10 protein-coding genes and 1 tRNA gene are annotated in these 17,057 nt (G+C 67.8%); 8 read left to right on the forward strand and 3 right to left on the reverse strand.

What is annotated here, in order from left to right; translation table 11 throughout:
• Nucleotides 1-62: 62 nt before the first annotated feature.
• The 3 genes from C8E84_RS13870 to C8E84_RS13880 all read right to left on the reverse strand — a co-directional run bounded on the left by C8E84_RS13870 (nucleotide 63) and on the right by C8E84_RS13880 (nucleotide 3,252).
• Entirely contained in the window at nucleotides 63-701 is a 639-nt protein-coding gene (locus C8E84_RS13870) for an RDD family protein (protein WP_159903006.1), read from the reverse strand.
• A 37-nt stretch (nucleotides 702-738) separates the two neighbouring features.
• A complete protein-coding gene (locus C8E84_RS13875; protein WP_159903008.1) occupies nucleotides 739-1,992 on the reverse strand; it encodes a DUF4032 domain-containing protein in 1,254 nt (417 codons plus the stop codon).
• Nucleotides 1,993-2,145: 153 nt separating this feature from the next.
• Nucleotides 2,146-3,252 (reverse strand): ABC transporter ATP-binding protein, encoded by a 1,107-nt coding sequence (locus C8E84_RS13880; protein ID WP_159903010.1) that lies wholly within the window; start codon nucleotides 3,250-3,252, stop codon nucleotides 2,146-2,148.
• A gap of 216 nt (nucleotides 3,253-3,468) precedes the next feature.
• Between C8E84_RS13880 and C8E84_RS13885 the strand changes: the two genes are divergently transcribed.
• The 8 genes from C8E84_RS13885 to C8E84_RS13920 all read left to right on the forward strand — a co-directional run bounded on the left by C8E84_RS13885 (nucleotide 3,469) and on the right by C8E84_RS13920 (nucleotide 16,758).
• Complete coding sequence (locus C8E84_RS13885) at nucleotides 3,469-4,494, forward strand: LacI family DNA-binding transcriptional regulator (RefSeq protein WP_211675788.1); 1,026 nt, start codon at nucleotides 3,469-3,471, stop codon at nucleotides 4,492-4,494.
• A 150-nt stretch (nucleotides 4,495-4,644) separates the two neighbouring features.
• On the forward strand, nucleotides 4,645-5,073 hold the full coding sequence (locus C8E84_RS13890; RefSeq protein ID WP_159903014.1) for a CBS domain-containing protein: 429 nt from the start codon (nucleotides 4,645-4,647) through the stop codon (nucleotides 5,071-5,073).
• A 64-nt stretch (nucleotides 5,074-5,137) separates the two neighbouring features.
• The gene (locus tag C8E84_RS13895) at nucleotides 5,138-6,970 is read left to right on the forward strand and encodes a serine/threonine-protein kinase (protein ID WP_159903016.1); all 1,833 of its coding nucleotides are present in this window, start codon (nucleotides 5,138-5,140) and stop codon (nucleotides 6,968-6,970) included.
• Between the two features lie 25 nt (nucleotides 6,971-6,995).
• Entirely contained in the window at nucleotides 6,996-8,480 is a 1,485-nt protein-coding gene (locus C8E84_RS13900) for a threonine/serine exporter family protein (RefSeq protein WP_159903018.1), read from the forward strand.
• A 72-nt stretch (nucleotides 8,481-8,552) separates the two neighbouring features.
• A tRNA-Thr gene (locus C8E84_RS13905) sits at nucleotides 8,553-8,625 on the forward strand.
• Between the two features lie 155 nt (nucleotides 8,626-8,780).
• A complete protein-coding gene (locus C8E84_RS13910; protein WP_159903020.1) occupies nucleotides 8,781-9,899 on the forward strand; it encodes a tyrosine-type recombinase/integrase in 1,119 nt (372 codons plus the stop codon).
• A gap of 231 nt (nucleotides 9,900-10,130) precedes the next feature.
• Nucleotides 10,131-14,669: a hypothetical protein gene (locus tag C8E84_RS13915; protein ID WP_246196951.1), complete on the forward strand. Its 4,539-nt coding sequence runs from the start codon at nucleotides 10,131-10,133 to the stop codon at nucleotides 14,667-14,669.
• A gap of 526 nt (nucleotides 14,670-15,195) precedes the next feature.
• Nucleotides 15,196-16,758 (forward strand): IS1634 family transposase, encoded by a 1,563-nt coding sequence (locus C8E84_RS13920; RefSeq protein ID WP_159903022.1) that lies wholly within the window; start codon nucleotides 15,196-15,198, stop codon nucleotides 16,756-16,758.
• Nucleotides 16,759-17,057 lie beyond the last annotated feature (299 nt).

The following is a 17,057-nucleotide window of genomic DNA, read 5'->3' on the forward strand; positions in this document are numbered from 1 at the left end:
GGCGCCTCCCGTGCGGGAGGCGCCCTTGCGGCATCCGGCCGCCCTCGTGGGCGGGGTCGCGATCAGCCCTTGGGGACGACCACGACCGTGGAGTGCACCGCCTTGTCGGCGAGGGTCTGCTTGTTGTCGTCCCACAGCATCCACAGGTACGACAGGTAGATCAGCTGGTTGACGATGTTGCTGACGAGCTCGCGCAGGAAACACTGCCCGGCGCCGATGGGCTGGCCGGTCTTGTCGTCGACGAGCTTGAGACCGATGACCTTCTTGCCGACGCTCTGGCCCGTACGGCCCATCTTGAAGACCCGGTTCCACAGGCTGATGGCGATCGACAGCAGCACCCCGAGGCCGACGAGCAGGCCCCCGATCACGGCCACTGATCCGCTGCCACCGTCGCTCTGGGTCATGCCGTACTCGTCGACGTAGAGCTCGGACGGCGCTGCTGCCACCAGCATGATGACCCCGATGATCATGGGGATCAGACCGATCATGCTGATCAGCACGTCGACGAGCAGCGCCAGGACGCGCTGGCCGAACGTGGCGACCTGACCGAAGTTGGCCTGCACGTAACCGAGCGAGCCCGGGTGCATGGCCGGGCCGCCGGCGTACGCGGGGGCCTGGCCGTAGCCGCCACCGTAGTGGTTCGGGGCCGGCGGCTGCGCCGCGCCGTAGGGGCCGTGGGGCTGGGGGGACTGTTCACTCATGGCATCGACCCTACGTCCAGGCCGAGGCGCACTGTGGTCAGCCCCGCCCCTTGGACTTCGCGATGACGGGCAACTGCTGGGTGTCGATGCCCAGGACCGCCTGCTCGTCGGGCTTGCCGGGAAGGATCGAGCGCACGTAGTCGTCGATCGCGTCCTCGATGGGGATGTCGTGCTGCGCGCGCTCGGCCATGTACCAGCGGTGCTCCAGCACCTCGTGGAAGACCTCGGCGGGTTCGAGCTTGGTGACCAGCTCGCGCGGCACCCGCCGGGTCACCGGCTCGTAGACGTTGGTCAGCCAGTCGTGGGCCACGATCGTCTCGTCCTCGCCCTGGCGTCCGGTGCCGGCGGTGTATGCGTCGAGGTCGTTGAGCAGGCGGCGGGCCTGGTTCTCTCGGACATCGAGGCCGGTGAGGCGCAGCAGGCGCCGCGAGTGGTGCCCGGAATCGACGACCTTGGGCTGGATCTGGATGGACGTCCCGTCGATGTCGGTCGTGATGGCCAGTTCGTCGACGTCGAACCCGAGGGCGTTGAGCGAGCGGATGCGGTCGTCGACGCGCCAGCGCTCCTCGTCAGCGATGAGTTGGCTGCCGGTCAGGGCATCCCACAGCTCGCGGTATCGCGAGACGATGCGCGCGCTGACCTCGACGGGGTCGCGGTCCTCCTGGAGCAGGCCGCCGGCCTCGAGGTCCATCAGCTCACCGGCGATGTTGACCCGGGCGATCTCGAGGTCGTGCTCGCGCTGCCCGTCGCTGAGCCTGGGTCGCAGCTCGCCGGTCTCGGCGTCGACCAGGTAGGCGGCGAACGCCCCGGCATCGCGCCGGAAGAGGGTGTTGGACAGCGAGACGTCACCCCACCAGAACCCGGCCAGGTGCAGGCGCACCAGGAGCACGGCGAGGGCGTCGATGAGACGCGTGGCCGTGCCCTTGCGCAGCGACTGGCTGTAGAGCGCGCGGTACGGCAGCGAGAACTGCAGGTGGACGGTGATGAGGCAGGCGTCGAGCTCGGTGCCGTCCTCGGCGACGCGCCCGCTCACCACCGCGAAGGGCTCGACGCAGGGCATGTCCATGCGGTTGAGGATGCGCAGCATCTCGTACTCGCGCTGCGCGATGTCGGCCTTGATCTCCTTGACCGCCAGCACCCGGCCCGACAGGCGCACGAAGCGCACGACGTGTCGGGAGATGCCGCGCGGCAGGGCGGCCAGCAGGTCCTCGGGCCACTCCTCGAGCGGGATGCGCCACGGCAGGTCCAGCAGGGCGGGGTCCGGGCGGGCGGCGGTGATCTCCAGTGCCATGGGGGCGAGCCTTTGCGTGCGGGAGGGCGGTGCGAGCGGGGTCGCGCTGGTGCGCGTGGGAGCAGCGGGGATGCCGGATGCGGTGGGAACGCGCGACGCCCCGGACGAGTGCTCGTCCGGGGCGTCGCGGGCGGTCCCGGTGCCAGTGGGGCGTCAGCCCATGCGCTGGCCGGTCTCCTTGTTGAACACGTGCATGTGGTTCGGGTTCGGGTAGACGTAGATCTTCGAGCCCTTGTCGGGCACGTTGCGGCCGTCGACCCGCGCGATGAACGGCTTGGCGAGGGCGTCGTCGCCACCGCCCTCGAGCTTGACGTCGGGGTTCGCCGGGGTGGCGTAGACGTAGGCGTCGGCGCCGAGCTCCTCGACGACGTCGACCACGAGCTCGAGCCCGTCACGGTCGGTGGTGACCTCGACGTCCTCGGGGCGCATGCCGACGATCACGTGCGACCCGGCGGCACCGAGCAGCGAGCGGTCGACGGGCAGGCGGTGGCTGCCGAACTGGACGCCGTCCTCGGTGACCGGCACCGAGACGAGGTTCATCGCGGGGGAGCCGATGAAGCCGGCGACGAAGACGTTGTTCGGCTTGTCGTACATCTCGCGCGGGCTGGCGCACTGCTGGAGGATGCCGTCCTTGAGCAGGGCGATGCGGTCACCCATGGTCATGGCCTCGATCTGGTCGTGCGTGACGTAGACCGTGGTGACGCCGAGCCGGCGCTGGAGCGAGGCGATCTGGGTGCGGGTCTGCACGCGCAGCTTGGCGTCGAGGTTGGACAGCGGCTCGTCCATGAGGAAGACCTGGGGGGAGCGGACGATGGCCCGGCCCATGGCGACGCGCTGGCGCTGGCCACCGGAGAGGGCCTTCGGCTTGCGCTCGAGGTAGGTGGTGAGGTCGAGGATGGCGGCTGCCTCCTCGACGCGCTTGCGGATCTCGCCCTTGTCGACGCCGGCGATCTTCAGGGCGAAGCCCATGTTGTCGGCGACCGTCATGTGCGGGTACAGCGCGTAGTTCTGGAAGACCATTGCGACGTCGCGGTCCTTGGGCGACAGGTCGGTGACGTCACGGTCACCGATCCAGATCTTGCCGCCGTTGACCTCTTCGAGGCCGGCGAGCATGCGCAGCGAGGTGGACTTGCCACACCCGGAGGGGCCGACGAGAACCAGGAACTCGCCGTCCTCGACGTCGATGTTCAGCTTGTCGACGGAGGGGGTGTCGTTGCCGGGGTAGATCCGGGTGGCGTTGTCGAACTTCACGGTTGCCATGGGCGTCTTTGCCTTTCCTTCACCGGCAGGAACGTGCCGGACGATCCGTTGTAAAGGTGTTGCTCCCGCCCACATCGGTGTAAGCGGTTTCGCCAGTATGCCGTGACCGTGCTGGCGGCGCCACCCATGTCCGCACTGCGGCCCGTCCCCACACCGACCAACAGGTCACTCCGGGGACGCCAGTGATGCGCTTGTTAGATTCGAGGGGTGGCCGAGATCCGCTCTGCGCGACTCGCCGACATCGCCGCCCAGGCCGACGTCAGCGAGGCGACGGTCAGCCGTGTGCTGAACGACCGGCCCGGGGTGGCCGACGCCACGCGCCGCGCCGTGCTCACCGCCATCGACGTGCTCGGCTACGACCGCCCGGCCAGGTTGCGGCCGAAGTCGGCGCTGCTCGTCGGGCTCGTCATGCCCGAACTGGTCAACCCCATCTTCCCCGCGTTCGCCCAGGTCATCGAGACCGCGCTCGCCGCCGCGGGGTTCACCCCGGTGCTGTGCACCCAGACCCCCGGCGGGGTACACGAGGACGACTACGTGCAGATGCTCATCGACCGTGGCGTCTCCGGCATCATCTTCCTGTCCGGGCAGCACGCCGACGCGACCTCGGACCCCGCCCGCTACCAGGCCCTGCGCGAGCGTGGCCTGCCGATCGTGCTCGTCAACGGGTGGCTCCAGGGCATCGACGCCCCCTTCGTCTCCAACGACGACGTCGCCTCGATGGACCTCGCCGTCAGCCACCTCGCCCAGCTCGGGCACACCGAGATCGGCCTGGCCCTGGGGCCCGAGCGCTACACCCCCGTGATCCGCAAGGTGCAGGGGTTCACCGCCGCCATGCACCAGCACCTAGGCGTCGAACAGGCGCACCTCGAACGGTTGATCACCCACACGGTCTTCAGCCTCGAGGGGGGCGCGGCCGCAGCCGGTCGCCTCATCACCCGCGGTGCGACGGCCGTCATCTGCGGCTCCGACCTCATGGCCCTCGGAGCCATCCGTCAGGCGCGAGCCATGGGGCGCAGCGTGCCTGCCGACTTCTCGGTGGTCGGCTACGACGACTCGACGATGATGGCGTTCACCGACCCTCCGCTGACGACGATCCGCCAGTCGGTGGAGGCCATGGGGGACGCCGCGGTGCGGGCGCTGCTCGATGACATCGCCGGTGAGGGTCCCCCGCGCGCCGAGTACGTCTTCCGCCCCGAGCTCGTCGTGCGAGGGTCGACGGGGGCGGCACCGCCGCACGGCTGACGGCATCCGGATGCCGTTCACGTGCCGGATGCCGTTCACGTGGTTGCGCTGTGCGCGTCCGGTCTCGCGGGAGTCACCACTTCGGAATCAGTGGTCCATCACACGGTCAACCACTGGCGCGCCGCCCCCGCGCGCACCTATCGTCGGCTCATGAGGATCTCGGACGTGGTCAGGCTCAAGGGTGGAGACGTCGTCACGGTGCGTTCGGACGCCTCCGTGACCGAGTTGCTGGCGCTGCTCTCGGAGCACCGAATCGGTGCCGTGGTCGTCAGTGACGACGGAGAGACGGTGCACGGCATCGTCAGCGAGCGCGACATCGTGCGCCACCTGCACACCGACGGCGCGGCGCTGCTCGAGACCCCGGTGCACCAGATCATGACGGCCGAGGTGCACACCTGCGTGCCCGAGGACAGCCTCGACGACCTCGAGTCGGCGATGACCGAGAAGCGGTTCCGCCACGTGCCGGTGCTCTCGGACGGCAAGCTCGTCGCCATCGTCAGCATCGGCGACGTCGTGAAGAACCGGATCGATGACCTCCAGGCCGAGCGCGACCAGCTGCGCACGTACATCCAGTCCTGACGCCGCAGGGGCGCCGGGTCGCGCATCCAGCGCAGACCCAGACTGAGCGCCTACCGTGGTCCCCATGACCGCCGACGCGATCGCCGACGGCCCCGTGCCCGACGATGCCGAAGAGCTCGAGGAACCCCGCGAACACACGCGCCTCGGGCAGTACCGGCTTGTCCAGCGCATCGGTGAGGGCGGGATGGGCGTGGTGCACCTCGCCCTGGACCGCCACGGTCGGGCGGTCGCCCTCAAGGTGCTGCGACCGCACATCGCCCTCGACCCGGATGCGCGCACCCGCCTCGCTCGCGAGGTCAACTCCCTGAGCCGGGTGAGCAGCCCGTTCGTCGCCCCGATCATCGACGCCGACGTCGAGGGCCCGCGGCCCTACATCGTGACGCGCTACGTCCCCGGGCCCTCGCTGGACGAACAGGTCGCCGAGCGAGGGCTGTTGCCACCGGCCGAGCTGTACCGCGTCGCCCACGGCCTCGCCGAGGCGCTGGACGCCATCCACGGCGCGGGCGTCATCCACCGCGACGTCAAGCCGGCCAACGTCCTGCTCGTCGACGGCGAACCCGTGCTCATCGACTTCGGCATCGCCCACGTCGCCGACGACGTCCGGCTCACGATGGCCGGGTTGGTCATGGGCACCCCCGGTTACCTCGCCCCGGAGGTCATCAGCGGTCAGGACGTCACGCCGGCGACCGACTGGTGGGGGTGGGCCGCGACGACCGCGTTCGCCGCGGGCGGGGTGCCGCCCTTCGGTCGCGGGGCCATGAGCGCCGTGCTCGCCCGGGTCGCCCAGGGCGAGCCCGACCTGCTCGCGGTCGACCCACGCATCGAACCCCTGCTCTACGCGGCGCTCGCGCCCGACCCGGCCCAGCGCCCGCACCACCACGAGGTCGTCGCGGCGCTCGAGAGCTACGCCCACGGCGCCCCGGCGACGGCGGCCATCGAGGTGCGCCGCGTGCGCCCACCGACGCAGGTGCTCGCCGTCGTGCCGACCAGCGTCATGCAGCCAGCACCCCCGGCGGCACCTGCGGTTGCGGTCGCGCCGACTGGACCTCCGGTTGCACCTCCCGCTGCGCGCGCGCCTGCTGGACCTCCGGTTGCACCTCCCGCTGCGCCCGCGCTCGTGCCGCCACCGCCGCAGTGGGCGTCCGCGCCCGCGCCGGTGCAACCGCCGCCCGGCTACCACCAGCACCTCCCCGCGCCCGCCCCGGTGCCGGGGCAGGTGGCTGGCCCCGTCCCGGAGTCGGAGTCGGACTGGGATGCCGCTCGTCAGGGTCTTGGTCCCTACGCGGACCCCCGCATCGGCCGACCGAGCCGGGCGGGCACGCTGCTCGCCCTGCTGGCGCTGCTCGGGTCGCTGTCGGCGGCCGCCCCGGTGGTGGCCGCGATGGCCCTGCTCGGCTGGATCGCCCTCGCGCGCACGGCCGACCGGTCGGTGACCTCCCTCGTCATGCGCCGTCACGAACGTGGAGCCCGCAGCAGCGACGTCGCCGTGGCCGTCGCGAGCAGCCCGTGGCACCTGGTCGTCGGCACGATCGGCGCCCTGCTCACCGCGGTGCTCCCGCTGTTCGTGGGGCTGTGCGCCCTGTTCGCAACCGCGCTCGTGCTCGGGATCGCGAGCGGGGCCGATGTCAGCACGGGCCAGACCATCCCCCTGGTGGCGGCCGGCATCTTCGCGGGGCTCACCGCGTGGTGGGGTCCGGGCGGCGCCAGCCTCCGGCGGGGCAGCCGCAGCATCGTGCGCGGCATCTCTCCCGGTGAGACGATGCGTCAGGTCCTGGCGGCGCTCCTGCTCGTGGCCGCGGCCGGCATCCTCGCCGTGACCGTGACGGGTGACGGCGCGACCTGGTGGCCACGCACCACGGCACCCTCGTGGGTCGACACGACGGTTCCGGCGCCGTGAGTCCCGCCACGACGACGGTGACGCGATGACGACGCCCCCGAAACGGCATCCGGCCAGGGTCCCGGGCTGGCGGCGCGGTGGCTTCATGGTGGGCGAGGAGCCGACCGAACCCATGCCGATGAACGACCTGCTGCGCGGGACGCCGTATCGCGACATCCGCGTCCCCGGCGAGGCGGCCGAGGACGCACAGGTCAGGCGCGCGCTCGACCTCGCCGCGCGGGTCGGTGAGCTCATGCTGCGCTGTGGTGCAGGTGCCCCGCAGGTCGTCGGCAGCGTCGCGGCGGTCGCGGCCTCAGCGGGTGTCGACGTGATCGAGGTGGACATCACCCTGCAGTCCCTGCTCGTCCAGGCCAGCAGCTCGAGCGGGCGACCGCACACCCTGCTGCGCGTCGTGCGGCGCACCCGGCACGACTACGCGCGTCTGGCCGCCGTGCACGAACTCGTCGAGGGCCTCGCGGACGGGTCGATCGACTCCCGGGATGCCGATCGTCTGCTGCGCGAGATCAAGCGCACCCCGCGGCGCTTCTCCGTCACAGCGGTATCCGTGGCCAGCGCGGTGCTGGCGTCGTCCGTCGCGGTGATGATCGGTGCCAGCCCGGCGGCCGCCGTCATCACGGTGCTCGTCGTGCTCGTCGTGACGGGGGTGAACCGGGTGCACTCCGGGTTCGACCTGCCCGAGTTCTACGGCAACGCGATCAACGCGCTCGTGGCCACGGTGTTGGCAGGCCTGGCGTATGCCGTGGCGACGCTCGTCGGGTCCCCGCTCGGGGAGCAGGACTTCGCGTTCATCGTCGCGGGCGGCATCGTCGCCATGCTGCCCGGGCGAACGATGGCCGCGGCAATCGAGGACGTGCTGTTCGGGTTCCCGCTCACCGGGGCGGGGCGGTTGCTGTCTGTGCTGGTCGCGCTCATGGGGCTGATCATCGGCATCGGCGCCGGCCTGAAGGTCATGCTGTGGATCACGACCGTGCTCGACACCCAGTTCGTCTCGCCGACGGTGCTCGAACTGCGCACGGATCAGGGCGCGCTCGTCACTGCTCTGCTCGGCGCCCTGTTCGTCGGGCTCAGCGCCGCGGTGACCGTGCAGAGTCGGGCGCGACTCATCCTGCCGACCGGGCTGCTCTCGGTGGGTGCCGCCACGATCGGGGCGATCCTGCAGCGCTCCCTGGAGTTCGGGGTCATCACGGCCACCGGGTTCGCGGCCATCGCCCTCGGTGCCGTCGGGCGGGTCGTGGCGGCAGGACTGCGGGTGCCGTCGATGGTCATCATCGTGCCGGCCTCGTTCGCGCTGCTTCCGGGTCTGACGATCTTCCGCGGCCTGTACGAGCTGGTGGCCGTCGGCGGGGCGTCAGCGGGGTCGCTGACGATCCAGTCAGGCCTGACGACCCTGCTGTCGGCCGGGGCCGTGCTGCTCGCGATCGCGACGGGCACGGTCTTCGGCGAGATCCTCACGTCACGGTGGGACACCTCGGTGCGCGGCGAGCGGCCGAAGGGCAGCGACGCCGGCTGACGCCGTTCTCGCGGTGGCCGGTGTGGGCCGTAGACTCCGGGGCTGTCCGGTCCGCTGTGGCGGGGTGGGCGTGCTGGCGTGGCGCAATTGGTAGCGCACCTGTCTTGTAAACAGGGGGTTGAGGGTTCGAGTCCCTTCGCCAGCTCAACGTCGGTCTTGCCGAAAACCCCTGTCCTGTGCTGCTATTGAGGTGGCGACAGTGTCGTCGCCACGGGGACAGGAGTGGACGCAGATGGACAGAAATTGCCACCGTTGTTGCACGTATGTTGCACGCCAGCGGCATCAGACAGGTGCGTCGAGGTGACTGCGGGCAAGTCCCGGAGGGGGTTCGGGAGCCTTCGGAAGCTGCCTTCGGGGCGCTGGCAGGCAAGTTTCGTGGGCCCGGACCTGGTCCGGCGGCCCGCTCCGCAGACGTTCGAGACCAAGGGGGATGCCGAGGGCTGGCTCGGGCGACGTCGTGGGGAGGTGATGGCGGGGGAGTGGCAGCCGCCGGTGAAGGTGCCCAAGGTGGCACCGCTGACCTTCGATGCCTACGCGGCCCAGTGGTTGCGAGAGCGTGACCTCAAGCCCCGCACCCGGGAGGGCTACGAGCACCTGATGCGCAGCTACCTCAGCCCCGTGCTCGGTCCGCAGATCATCGACACGATCACGCCCAGCGTCGTGCGTACCTGGTGGTCGCAGCTGCCGGCCGACAAGCCGACTGTCCGGGCTCGTAGCTATGCGCTGCTCAAGGCGGTCATGAACACGGCCGTCGCCGACGAGGTGATCGACAGCAACCCGTGTCGTATCCGGGGCGCGGCGAACACGCCTCGGGCCAGGGAGATCCGCCCGGCCTCCATCGATGAGCTGGCGGTGATCGTCGAGGCCATCCCGAGCCGCCACCGTGCCCTGGTGCTGCTGTGCGCGTGGTGCGCGCTGCGTAGCGGGGAGGTCCTCGAGCTGCGGCGCAAGGACGTCGACGTCGCGGCTGAGACAGTGAGGGTCGTCCGGGCGGTGTCGTGGGTTGGTGGCCAGCCCATCGTGGGGACACCGAAGTCGGCAGCAGGGACGAGGGTGGTGTCCATCCCGCCACACGTGGTCCCTGCGGTTGCCCATCACCTCGAGACGATGACGGCTGCGAGCCCGGACGCGTTGCTCTTCCCGGGGCGCGACGGGGTGTCGCACCTGCAGCCGTCGACGCTGCACCGGAACTGGCGCATGGCGCGCGAGGCTGCCGGTCGCCCGGACTTGCGGGTGCACGACCTGCGGCACACCGGCGCGACGATGGCGGCGCGGGCGGGGGCGACCCTCGCCGAGCTCCAGCAGCGTCTTGGCCACAGTTCCGTCTCCGCGGCCTTGCGATACCAGCACGCGGCCCAGGGACGGGACAAGGAGATCGCCGCCGCCCTCTCCGCGATGGCCGCCCGCGAGAGCCACTAGCCATCTACGGGGCTGCCCCCGGGCCCACCCGGTCACTTGACGGGAGGGCTCGACTTCGACTCGACGCGCACCCGCTCAAGAGAAGGGCGAATGTCCCGCCGCGTCAGGGGCGTGCGTCCTTGCCCCAGTTGACGCGCGGCGCTGACGGTTCTCGGCGGCGAATGTCGCCGAGCGAAACTAGCCTGTTGCTATGACCAGCGCCCCTGTCCCTATCCATCTGAAGGGAAGAGCGTGAAGGCCGAACAGTCGAGCAGCGAGACAACTTCCACACCAAAGCATCCGGCGCCGACCCGAATGGCCGGCTCCACTGGTGGTGTAGCAGACAAGCTAGGGAACAGATACGAGTTGGCCTGGGCCATCCGTCACGCTCTGCTCTGCATCCAGGACGAGCGTCGTAGTCTCACACTCGAAGAGATCGACCCTGAGCTGGCTGACGGCTCGGAGTTCACCTACGTCAACGAGCACGGCGAGATCTCGGTGACCCAGGTGAAGCGCCAGAACAACATCACCGATCACTGGACGATCGCAGCCCTCCGAGGTCGCGGAGTCCTAGCGGCAGCTGCTCGCCACGTTGCCGCTGGGCGTAATTTCCACTTCAGTTCTATGACTCCGAGCGGGGCGCTTCGCGTCTTGGCTGCCCTGTCACGGCAATCGGCGGACGAACAACAGTTCGTTGCTCATCTGCTCACGCGCGAGTTGAGGCCAACCTTCGATGAGCTAACCGCGGCGAATGTCTTCGGAGGCTCTGAGTCTGCCTGGCAGACCCTGCGCGGTATGTGGATCGAGATTGAAGTTGAAGAGCAGTTGGTCATGACCAACGCCATGCTCGCCGAAGTTAGCTTGGAGGGAGCGACTGGCGAACTCGTGGCAATTGCTATAGGTGCAGTGCTGCTCGACAACCTGCGCACGCGTATGACGCGACGCGAGTTGCTCGACGCTCTCGCTCGCGACGGCATCAAACCGCGCGACTCCCTGGCACGGCGAACGTCTCATGAGCAGGTGGTCGCTACGACCCAGAGCTGGCGCGGCACGATCGAGCGCGAACTGCTCTCGCCGTCGATCGAAAGGCAGGAGGCTGCAGACCTCGTCGACCTCATGGCTACGACCCGCCTTGCCCTTGTCGTTGGGGCTGGCGGTGGTGGAAAGAGTTCGGTTCTCTACCAGGCGGCGGGCGAGTTCGAGGCACAGGGCGCTGAGGTGCTGGCCTTCCGACTCGACCGTCGTGGCGCCTTCAGTTCGACCATCGAACTGGGCATCCAGCTTGGCCTCCCAACCTCGCCGGTCGCGGCGCTGCGACTGGCGGCAGACGGCCGCGAAGCCTTCCTGATCATCGACCAACTCGACGCCGTGTCGCTAGCTTCCGGGCGCCTCTCGGAGCGCTACGACGTCATTGCCGATCTCATTCAAGAAGCGACGGCGGTTGACGGGGTGTACGTAATCTTGGCCTGCCGACTGTTCGACGTCGAGAACGATCATCGCATCCGCAAACTTGATGCGCGAAACGATGTCGAGCGACTGACCGTGGAGCCGCTACCTGTTGAATCAGTGGCGGACGCTGTATCAGCCATGGGTCTCGATCCGGACTTGCTCACTGCTCCGCAACGAGCATTGCTCAGGTCACCGCTCAACCTCGTCCTACTGGAGACGATCGCGAGCCAGCCAGGTGCCCTGAACTTCACTTCCCGAGGCTCCCTCTTCGAAGCCTTCTGGCAGCGCAAAGAACAGACCTCTGAGGAGCGACGCCCCGGTACGTTGTTCAACGACGTGTTGGCCCGTATCGCCAACACTGCGAGCGACAACCAGACGTTGTCCGTCCCCGTCGAGATCCTCGGTCCTGGCGACTTCACTAAACATGCGCGTGTCCTTGCTTCCGAGCAGGTCATCGCGATCGAGGACGACCGGGTCTCCTTTTTCCACGAGACGTTCTTCGACTTCACATTCGCCCGCCAGTGGCTGTCACGACAGCAGTCGATGGTCGAATTCCTCAGTGCTCAGGAGCAGGAACTATTCCGGCGCGCGCAGGTACGGCAGATCCTTGAGCTTCTCCGTGAGCGGGATCCGGATCGGTTCCGCTCGGAGATCGAGGCGGTCCTAAGCAGCGCAGATGTTCGGTTTCACATCAAGGAGACGGTGGTCGCCGTCTTCGCGAACGTCAGTGATGCGAAGCTCGAGGATGTCGAACTTGTGCTGCACCTTGCCGAGACGGAATCCACGCTCACGAAACAGCTGTGGCTGCAGCTCGCACGCCCTACCTGGTTCGGAGCGTTCTACGCTCATGGCGACCTGGAAGGGTGGCTCGACAGCGAAGACGCCGCACTACGCGATCGGTGCGTCAACTGGATGGGCAACGCTGGCGCCAAGTATGGCGCTGAGGTGGCTGGCCTCTTGACGGCGCGGAACCAGTCACCCGACTACGTGACGTGGCTCCGTTGGGTGACGCAGCGCGTCGACCTGCACCACCACCGGCGGCTGTTCGAGCTGTTGCTAGATGCGATCCGTGCCGGCGAGATCAACCCAGCCGATCGGAACGTCTGGCTCTCGGCACACGAACTTGCGGAACACCAGCCACTCTGGGCAATCGAGATGCTCAAGGCCTGCTTTGTCGAGAGTCCGTCCGCTCTGGTGCTCGGTAGCGATGGCAAAGTAGCCCTTCTCGGCATTCATGAGTACGGCGCCACTCAGATGATCGAGGCAGCGTGCAAAGCCGAGCCGCGAGCGTTCGCCGAGGCGTTCGTGCCACATCTGCTGGCAGTCATGGACGCGACGCACTACGACCGCCACGAGCAGGATCTTCTTCGTGACCGGCACTTCAGCCTGAGGCTTCGAATTGAGCCAAGGCACTCCGACGTCGATGACGCGATGTACGACGGCGCGGCGGACGCTCTCGGAAAATGGGCACAGACGTCGCCGGAATCCATCGAGTCGATGTTGCAACTCCTGGCCGATAACGAACACGAAGCGGCGCAGTCGTTGTTGTATCGCGCCTTGATTGCTGGGGCCGTGACCTTTGCTCCGTGGGCAGCTGAACTGATTCTCCAAGGCGGCAACCGCCTGAAAGCGGGCTACCTATCCGACTCGCACTGGCTTTCGCGCGAGGTCGTCGAGGCTATCGCACCGATTGTCAGCGATGAGGTCCACCTGCAACTCGAAGAGCTCTTTCGCGACCTTCCCGCGACATACCAATCTTCCGACCTCCACCATAGGCTTCGGTCGTTCGGCTACACCGCCTTCAAGTTCCTCTCAGCGCTCGATGCCGGGCGGTTAACACCGTTGGGAGTTCGACGGCTACAGGAGTACCAACGCAAGTTCGACCGCGATTTGCCTGAGCCACCAACCGGCATCATCACCTACACGGTCGGGTCGCCGATTGGTGGCCCAGCCACAAGCAAGATGAGCAACGCGCAGTGGCTGCAGGCCATGGCAAAACACGACAACGACGACCGCGACTTCGGCAGCGAGGTAGGCGGTGCTCGCGAGTTGGCGCAGCAGCTAAAGGCGCGAACGGCCGAGGATCCGCTCAGGTTCGCTGTATTGGCCATGGAGTTGACGCCCGAGACCAACGAGGTCTATCCCGGCGCGATCTTGGGGGGCTTCGGAGAAGCGTCTATCCCGGAGGAAGCGCAGCACGCCGTCTTCGACGCCATCCGTCATGTCATGAGCCTCGGCCTCGACGACTGTGACCGCTGGCTTGGCTGGGCGGTCCGTCACGTCTCTGACGAGGCACCTTTGGACATCGTTGAGCTGGTCCTCGACCGGGCGCTGCACGCTCCTGACCCTGTCGACAACTTGCCTGTCTTCCAACGCCGAGACGACCACCAACCCGGACGTGACTTGTTCCAGAACGGCTACAACACCTCGCGAGGGAGCTTGGCCGAGTCGCTCGGCGATCTCCTGGTCCATGATCCTGATGGAATGCGCACGGAACTCGTGGCACCGCATCTCGTGGAGCTGGCGAGCGATCCGGTACTTAGTGTCCGCGCGTGCGTTGCCCACACCGTCGCTGCCTGCCTACGGCATGCACGGCCAAGGGCATACGCGGCCTTCGAACGCCTCATCGACGCCGACGATCTCCTGCTTGCCTCGGATAGGTTGGATGACCTGATGATGTACATCGGCAACGCCGATCCAGAAGTAGTCGATCCGGTTATCGATCGCATGCTCAGCTCGACAGATGCCGAGGTTCGGAGGGCAGGGGGTCGGATGGCGGCTTTCGCCGCGCTGCAATGGGGGCGTTCAGCCCTAATGGACCGCGCCGTGACCAGCGATGTTCAAGTTCGAGGCGGTCTGGCTGAGGTCTGCGCCGCGAGAGTCGATCGATCCGCTGATTCAGAACTCGTGCTCTCGACTCTGCGCCGCCTGATGCATGACGAGGACGATGAGGTTCGGAAGAAAGTTGGCACTCTGGCCGGTCACCTGCGTGGAGCCGACCTGCGCCCTTACGCCGAGTTCTTGGCCGACTTGATCGAGTCACCAAGCTACGTGCACGCGACCCCGCAACTGCTCATCACGCTGCAGGAAGCGCCCGGCAAGGTCGACGATCTCGTGGACCTTGCCGCACACCGCTTTCTGAACGTCCATGGTGAAGACGTGGCCGACATCAGGACTGGTGCTGCGGGGGATGCTCACTACATCTCGGATCTGGTGGTCCGTGGGTTGGCGCAGACTCGCGACCGAGGGCGCATCACGGCGCTACTTGACATCCTTGATCGCCTGCTCGAACTCGGCGTCTACGGAGTCGATCGAGCAATCGAAGGGGCCGTGCGCGACTAGGCAGAAGCGAGCAGCTCGCGCTGCTGCTCGGGAGCTGACAAGCCTCCCCCAGCGACCATAATGGAATGCCTTTCCGCCGAGGCAGGGCCAACCTAGAGGCGCAACGGGCAGCGCCACGGAAAGACTTCGCTCCTGCCCGGAGCCAAACTGCAGAGCGGGGCGGCGACGCCTGTGCACTCCACGTGGGCAACGGCCACCACTTGTGCTGGATGCATATAGCGGGTCCGTTTCCCCTTCCGCCTGGGGTGCGGGGTCGTCATGATTACTCTCATGCTGAGTTCGGCAGAGCTGCTCGATGGTTTCGCCACGTGGTGGACCACCGACAGAGGTATCAGCATCGCCGGAGGCGTAGCTACGCTGATCGGCTTGATGATCGCTGTGTGGCAGCTGCTCAGGACCCGTCGGGCGGCCGAGGCCCTGACTCGTGCCACTTGAGGGTTGATCGTCGATTCTGTTGGTGTTTGTGCTGGTCAGGGGCGTGGGCGGGAGCGATTTGACGTACCCCGGGGTGGGTAGGGTCGGCTGTGTGGTGTTCATCCGGAAGTCGGCTGGCCGTTCTGGCGCCACGAAGGTGCAGATCGCCGAGCGTCGCGGCGGGCGGAACCACATCGTCGAGCATGTCGGGACGGCTCGCTCGGAGGTTGAGTTGGCTGTGCTGATGGCCGAGGCGAACCGGCGGTTGCGCCCTGGGCAGGAGGTGCTCGACCTGGGGATCGATGACGAGCCCGTGCCGGGGCGGGCTGGGGTGATCACCGGGAAGCGGTCCGCGGTGCTGTGGCAGGTCCTTACGGCCGTGTACGCGCGGTTGGGGTTCGACACCATCGGTGATGCCGCGTTCGAGCAGCTGGTGCTGGCCCGGATCGTGGAGCCGACGAGCAAGGCGGACTCGCTGCGGGTGCTCGACGAGCTCGGGGTGGGGCACGGGTCGCTACGCACGATGTTCCGCTGCCTGAAGCGCGCTGGGGTTGAGGACTATCGATCCCAGGTCGCGTCTGCGTGCTTCGAGCACGCCTCCACCAGCGGGGACGTCTCCTTGTGCCTTTACGACGTGACCACGTTGTACTTCGAGGCCGAGCACGAGGACGAGCTGCGCAAGGTCGGCTACTCCAAGGAACGCAGGGTGGACCCGCAGATCATCGTCGGGCTGCTGGTGGACCGGGCCGGGTTCCCGTTGGAGATCGGCTGCTGGGAGGGCAACAAGGCCGAGACGGCGACGATGCTCCCGATCATCCGCCAGTTCCAGGCCCGGCACAGCATCGAGGCCATGGTCGTGGTCGCCGACGCGGGGATGCTGTCCGCGGGCAACCTCAAAGACCTGCACGAGGCCGGGCTGCGGTTCATCGTCGGCTCCAGGGTCACCAAGGCCCCGGCCGACCTGGCCTCGCACTTTCGCTGGCACGGCGACGCATTCACCGACGGGCAGGTCATCGACACCATCACCCCGCGGGTGGCCACCACCACCGCACGCGGCGTCAACGACGAGAAGAAGCGGGCGGAGCCGGTGTGGGACCCGGGCGTGCACGAGCGGTCGTGGCGAGCGGTGTGGGCGTACTCGGCCAAACGCGCCGCCAGGGACGCCAAGACGTTGACGTTGCAGGAGAACCGGGCCAAGGCTGTGATCGCCGGGGAGAAGGCTGCCCGCACGCCGAGGTTCGTGACGGTCAAGAACGGCTCACGCAGCTTGGACGAGACCTCGCTGGCGCGGGCGCGTCGCGTGGTCGGGCTCAAGGGGTACGTCACGAACATCCCCGCGACGCTGATGCCCGCCGGTGAAGTCATCGCCAGCTACCACGAGCTGTGGCACGTCGAAGCGTCGTTCCGGATGAGCAAGAGCGACCTGCGAGCCCGGCCGATCTTCCACCACACCCGCGACGCGATCGAGGCCCACCTCACGATCGTGTTCGCCGCGTTGGCCGTCGCCCGCTACCTGCAAGACGCCACCGGGATGAGCATCAAGAAGATCGTCAACACGCTGCGACCGCTGCAACAAGTCACCGTCCGCATCGCCGGCCACGAACACCTCGCCCACGACCCGCTCACCCCCGCCGCGGAATCGATCCTCGACGCCCTCGACCTCAGCGCTCAGTGACGTACCCCGGTGGCACGAGTCGGGCCTTCCGCCTGGGGTGCGGGGTCGTCATGATTACTCTCATGCTGAGTTCGGCAGAGCTGCTCGATGGTTTCGCCACGTGGTGGACCACCGACAGAGTTATCAGCATCGCCGGAGGCGTAGCTACGCTGATCGGCTTGATGATCGCTGTGTGGCAGCTGCTCAGGACCCGTCGGGCGGCCGAGGCGGCCCGATCGGCTGCCGAAGGGACCACCACAGTTCTGAGAACGTCCGACCTTAGCCTCGATCCACCGACGTCCTGGGTGGGGTGAGCTGAT

The organism is Ornithinibacter aureus, assembly GCF_009858245.1.
Taxonomy (GTDB): domain Bacteria; phylum Actinomycetota; class Actinomycetes; order Actinomycetales; family Dermatophilaceae; genus Fodinibacter; species Fodinibacter aureus.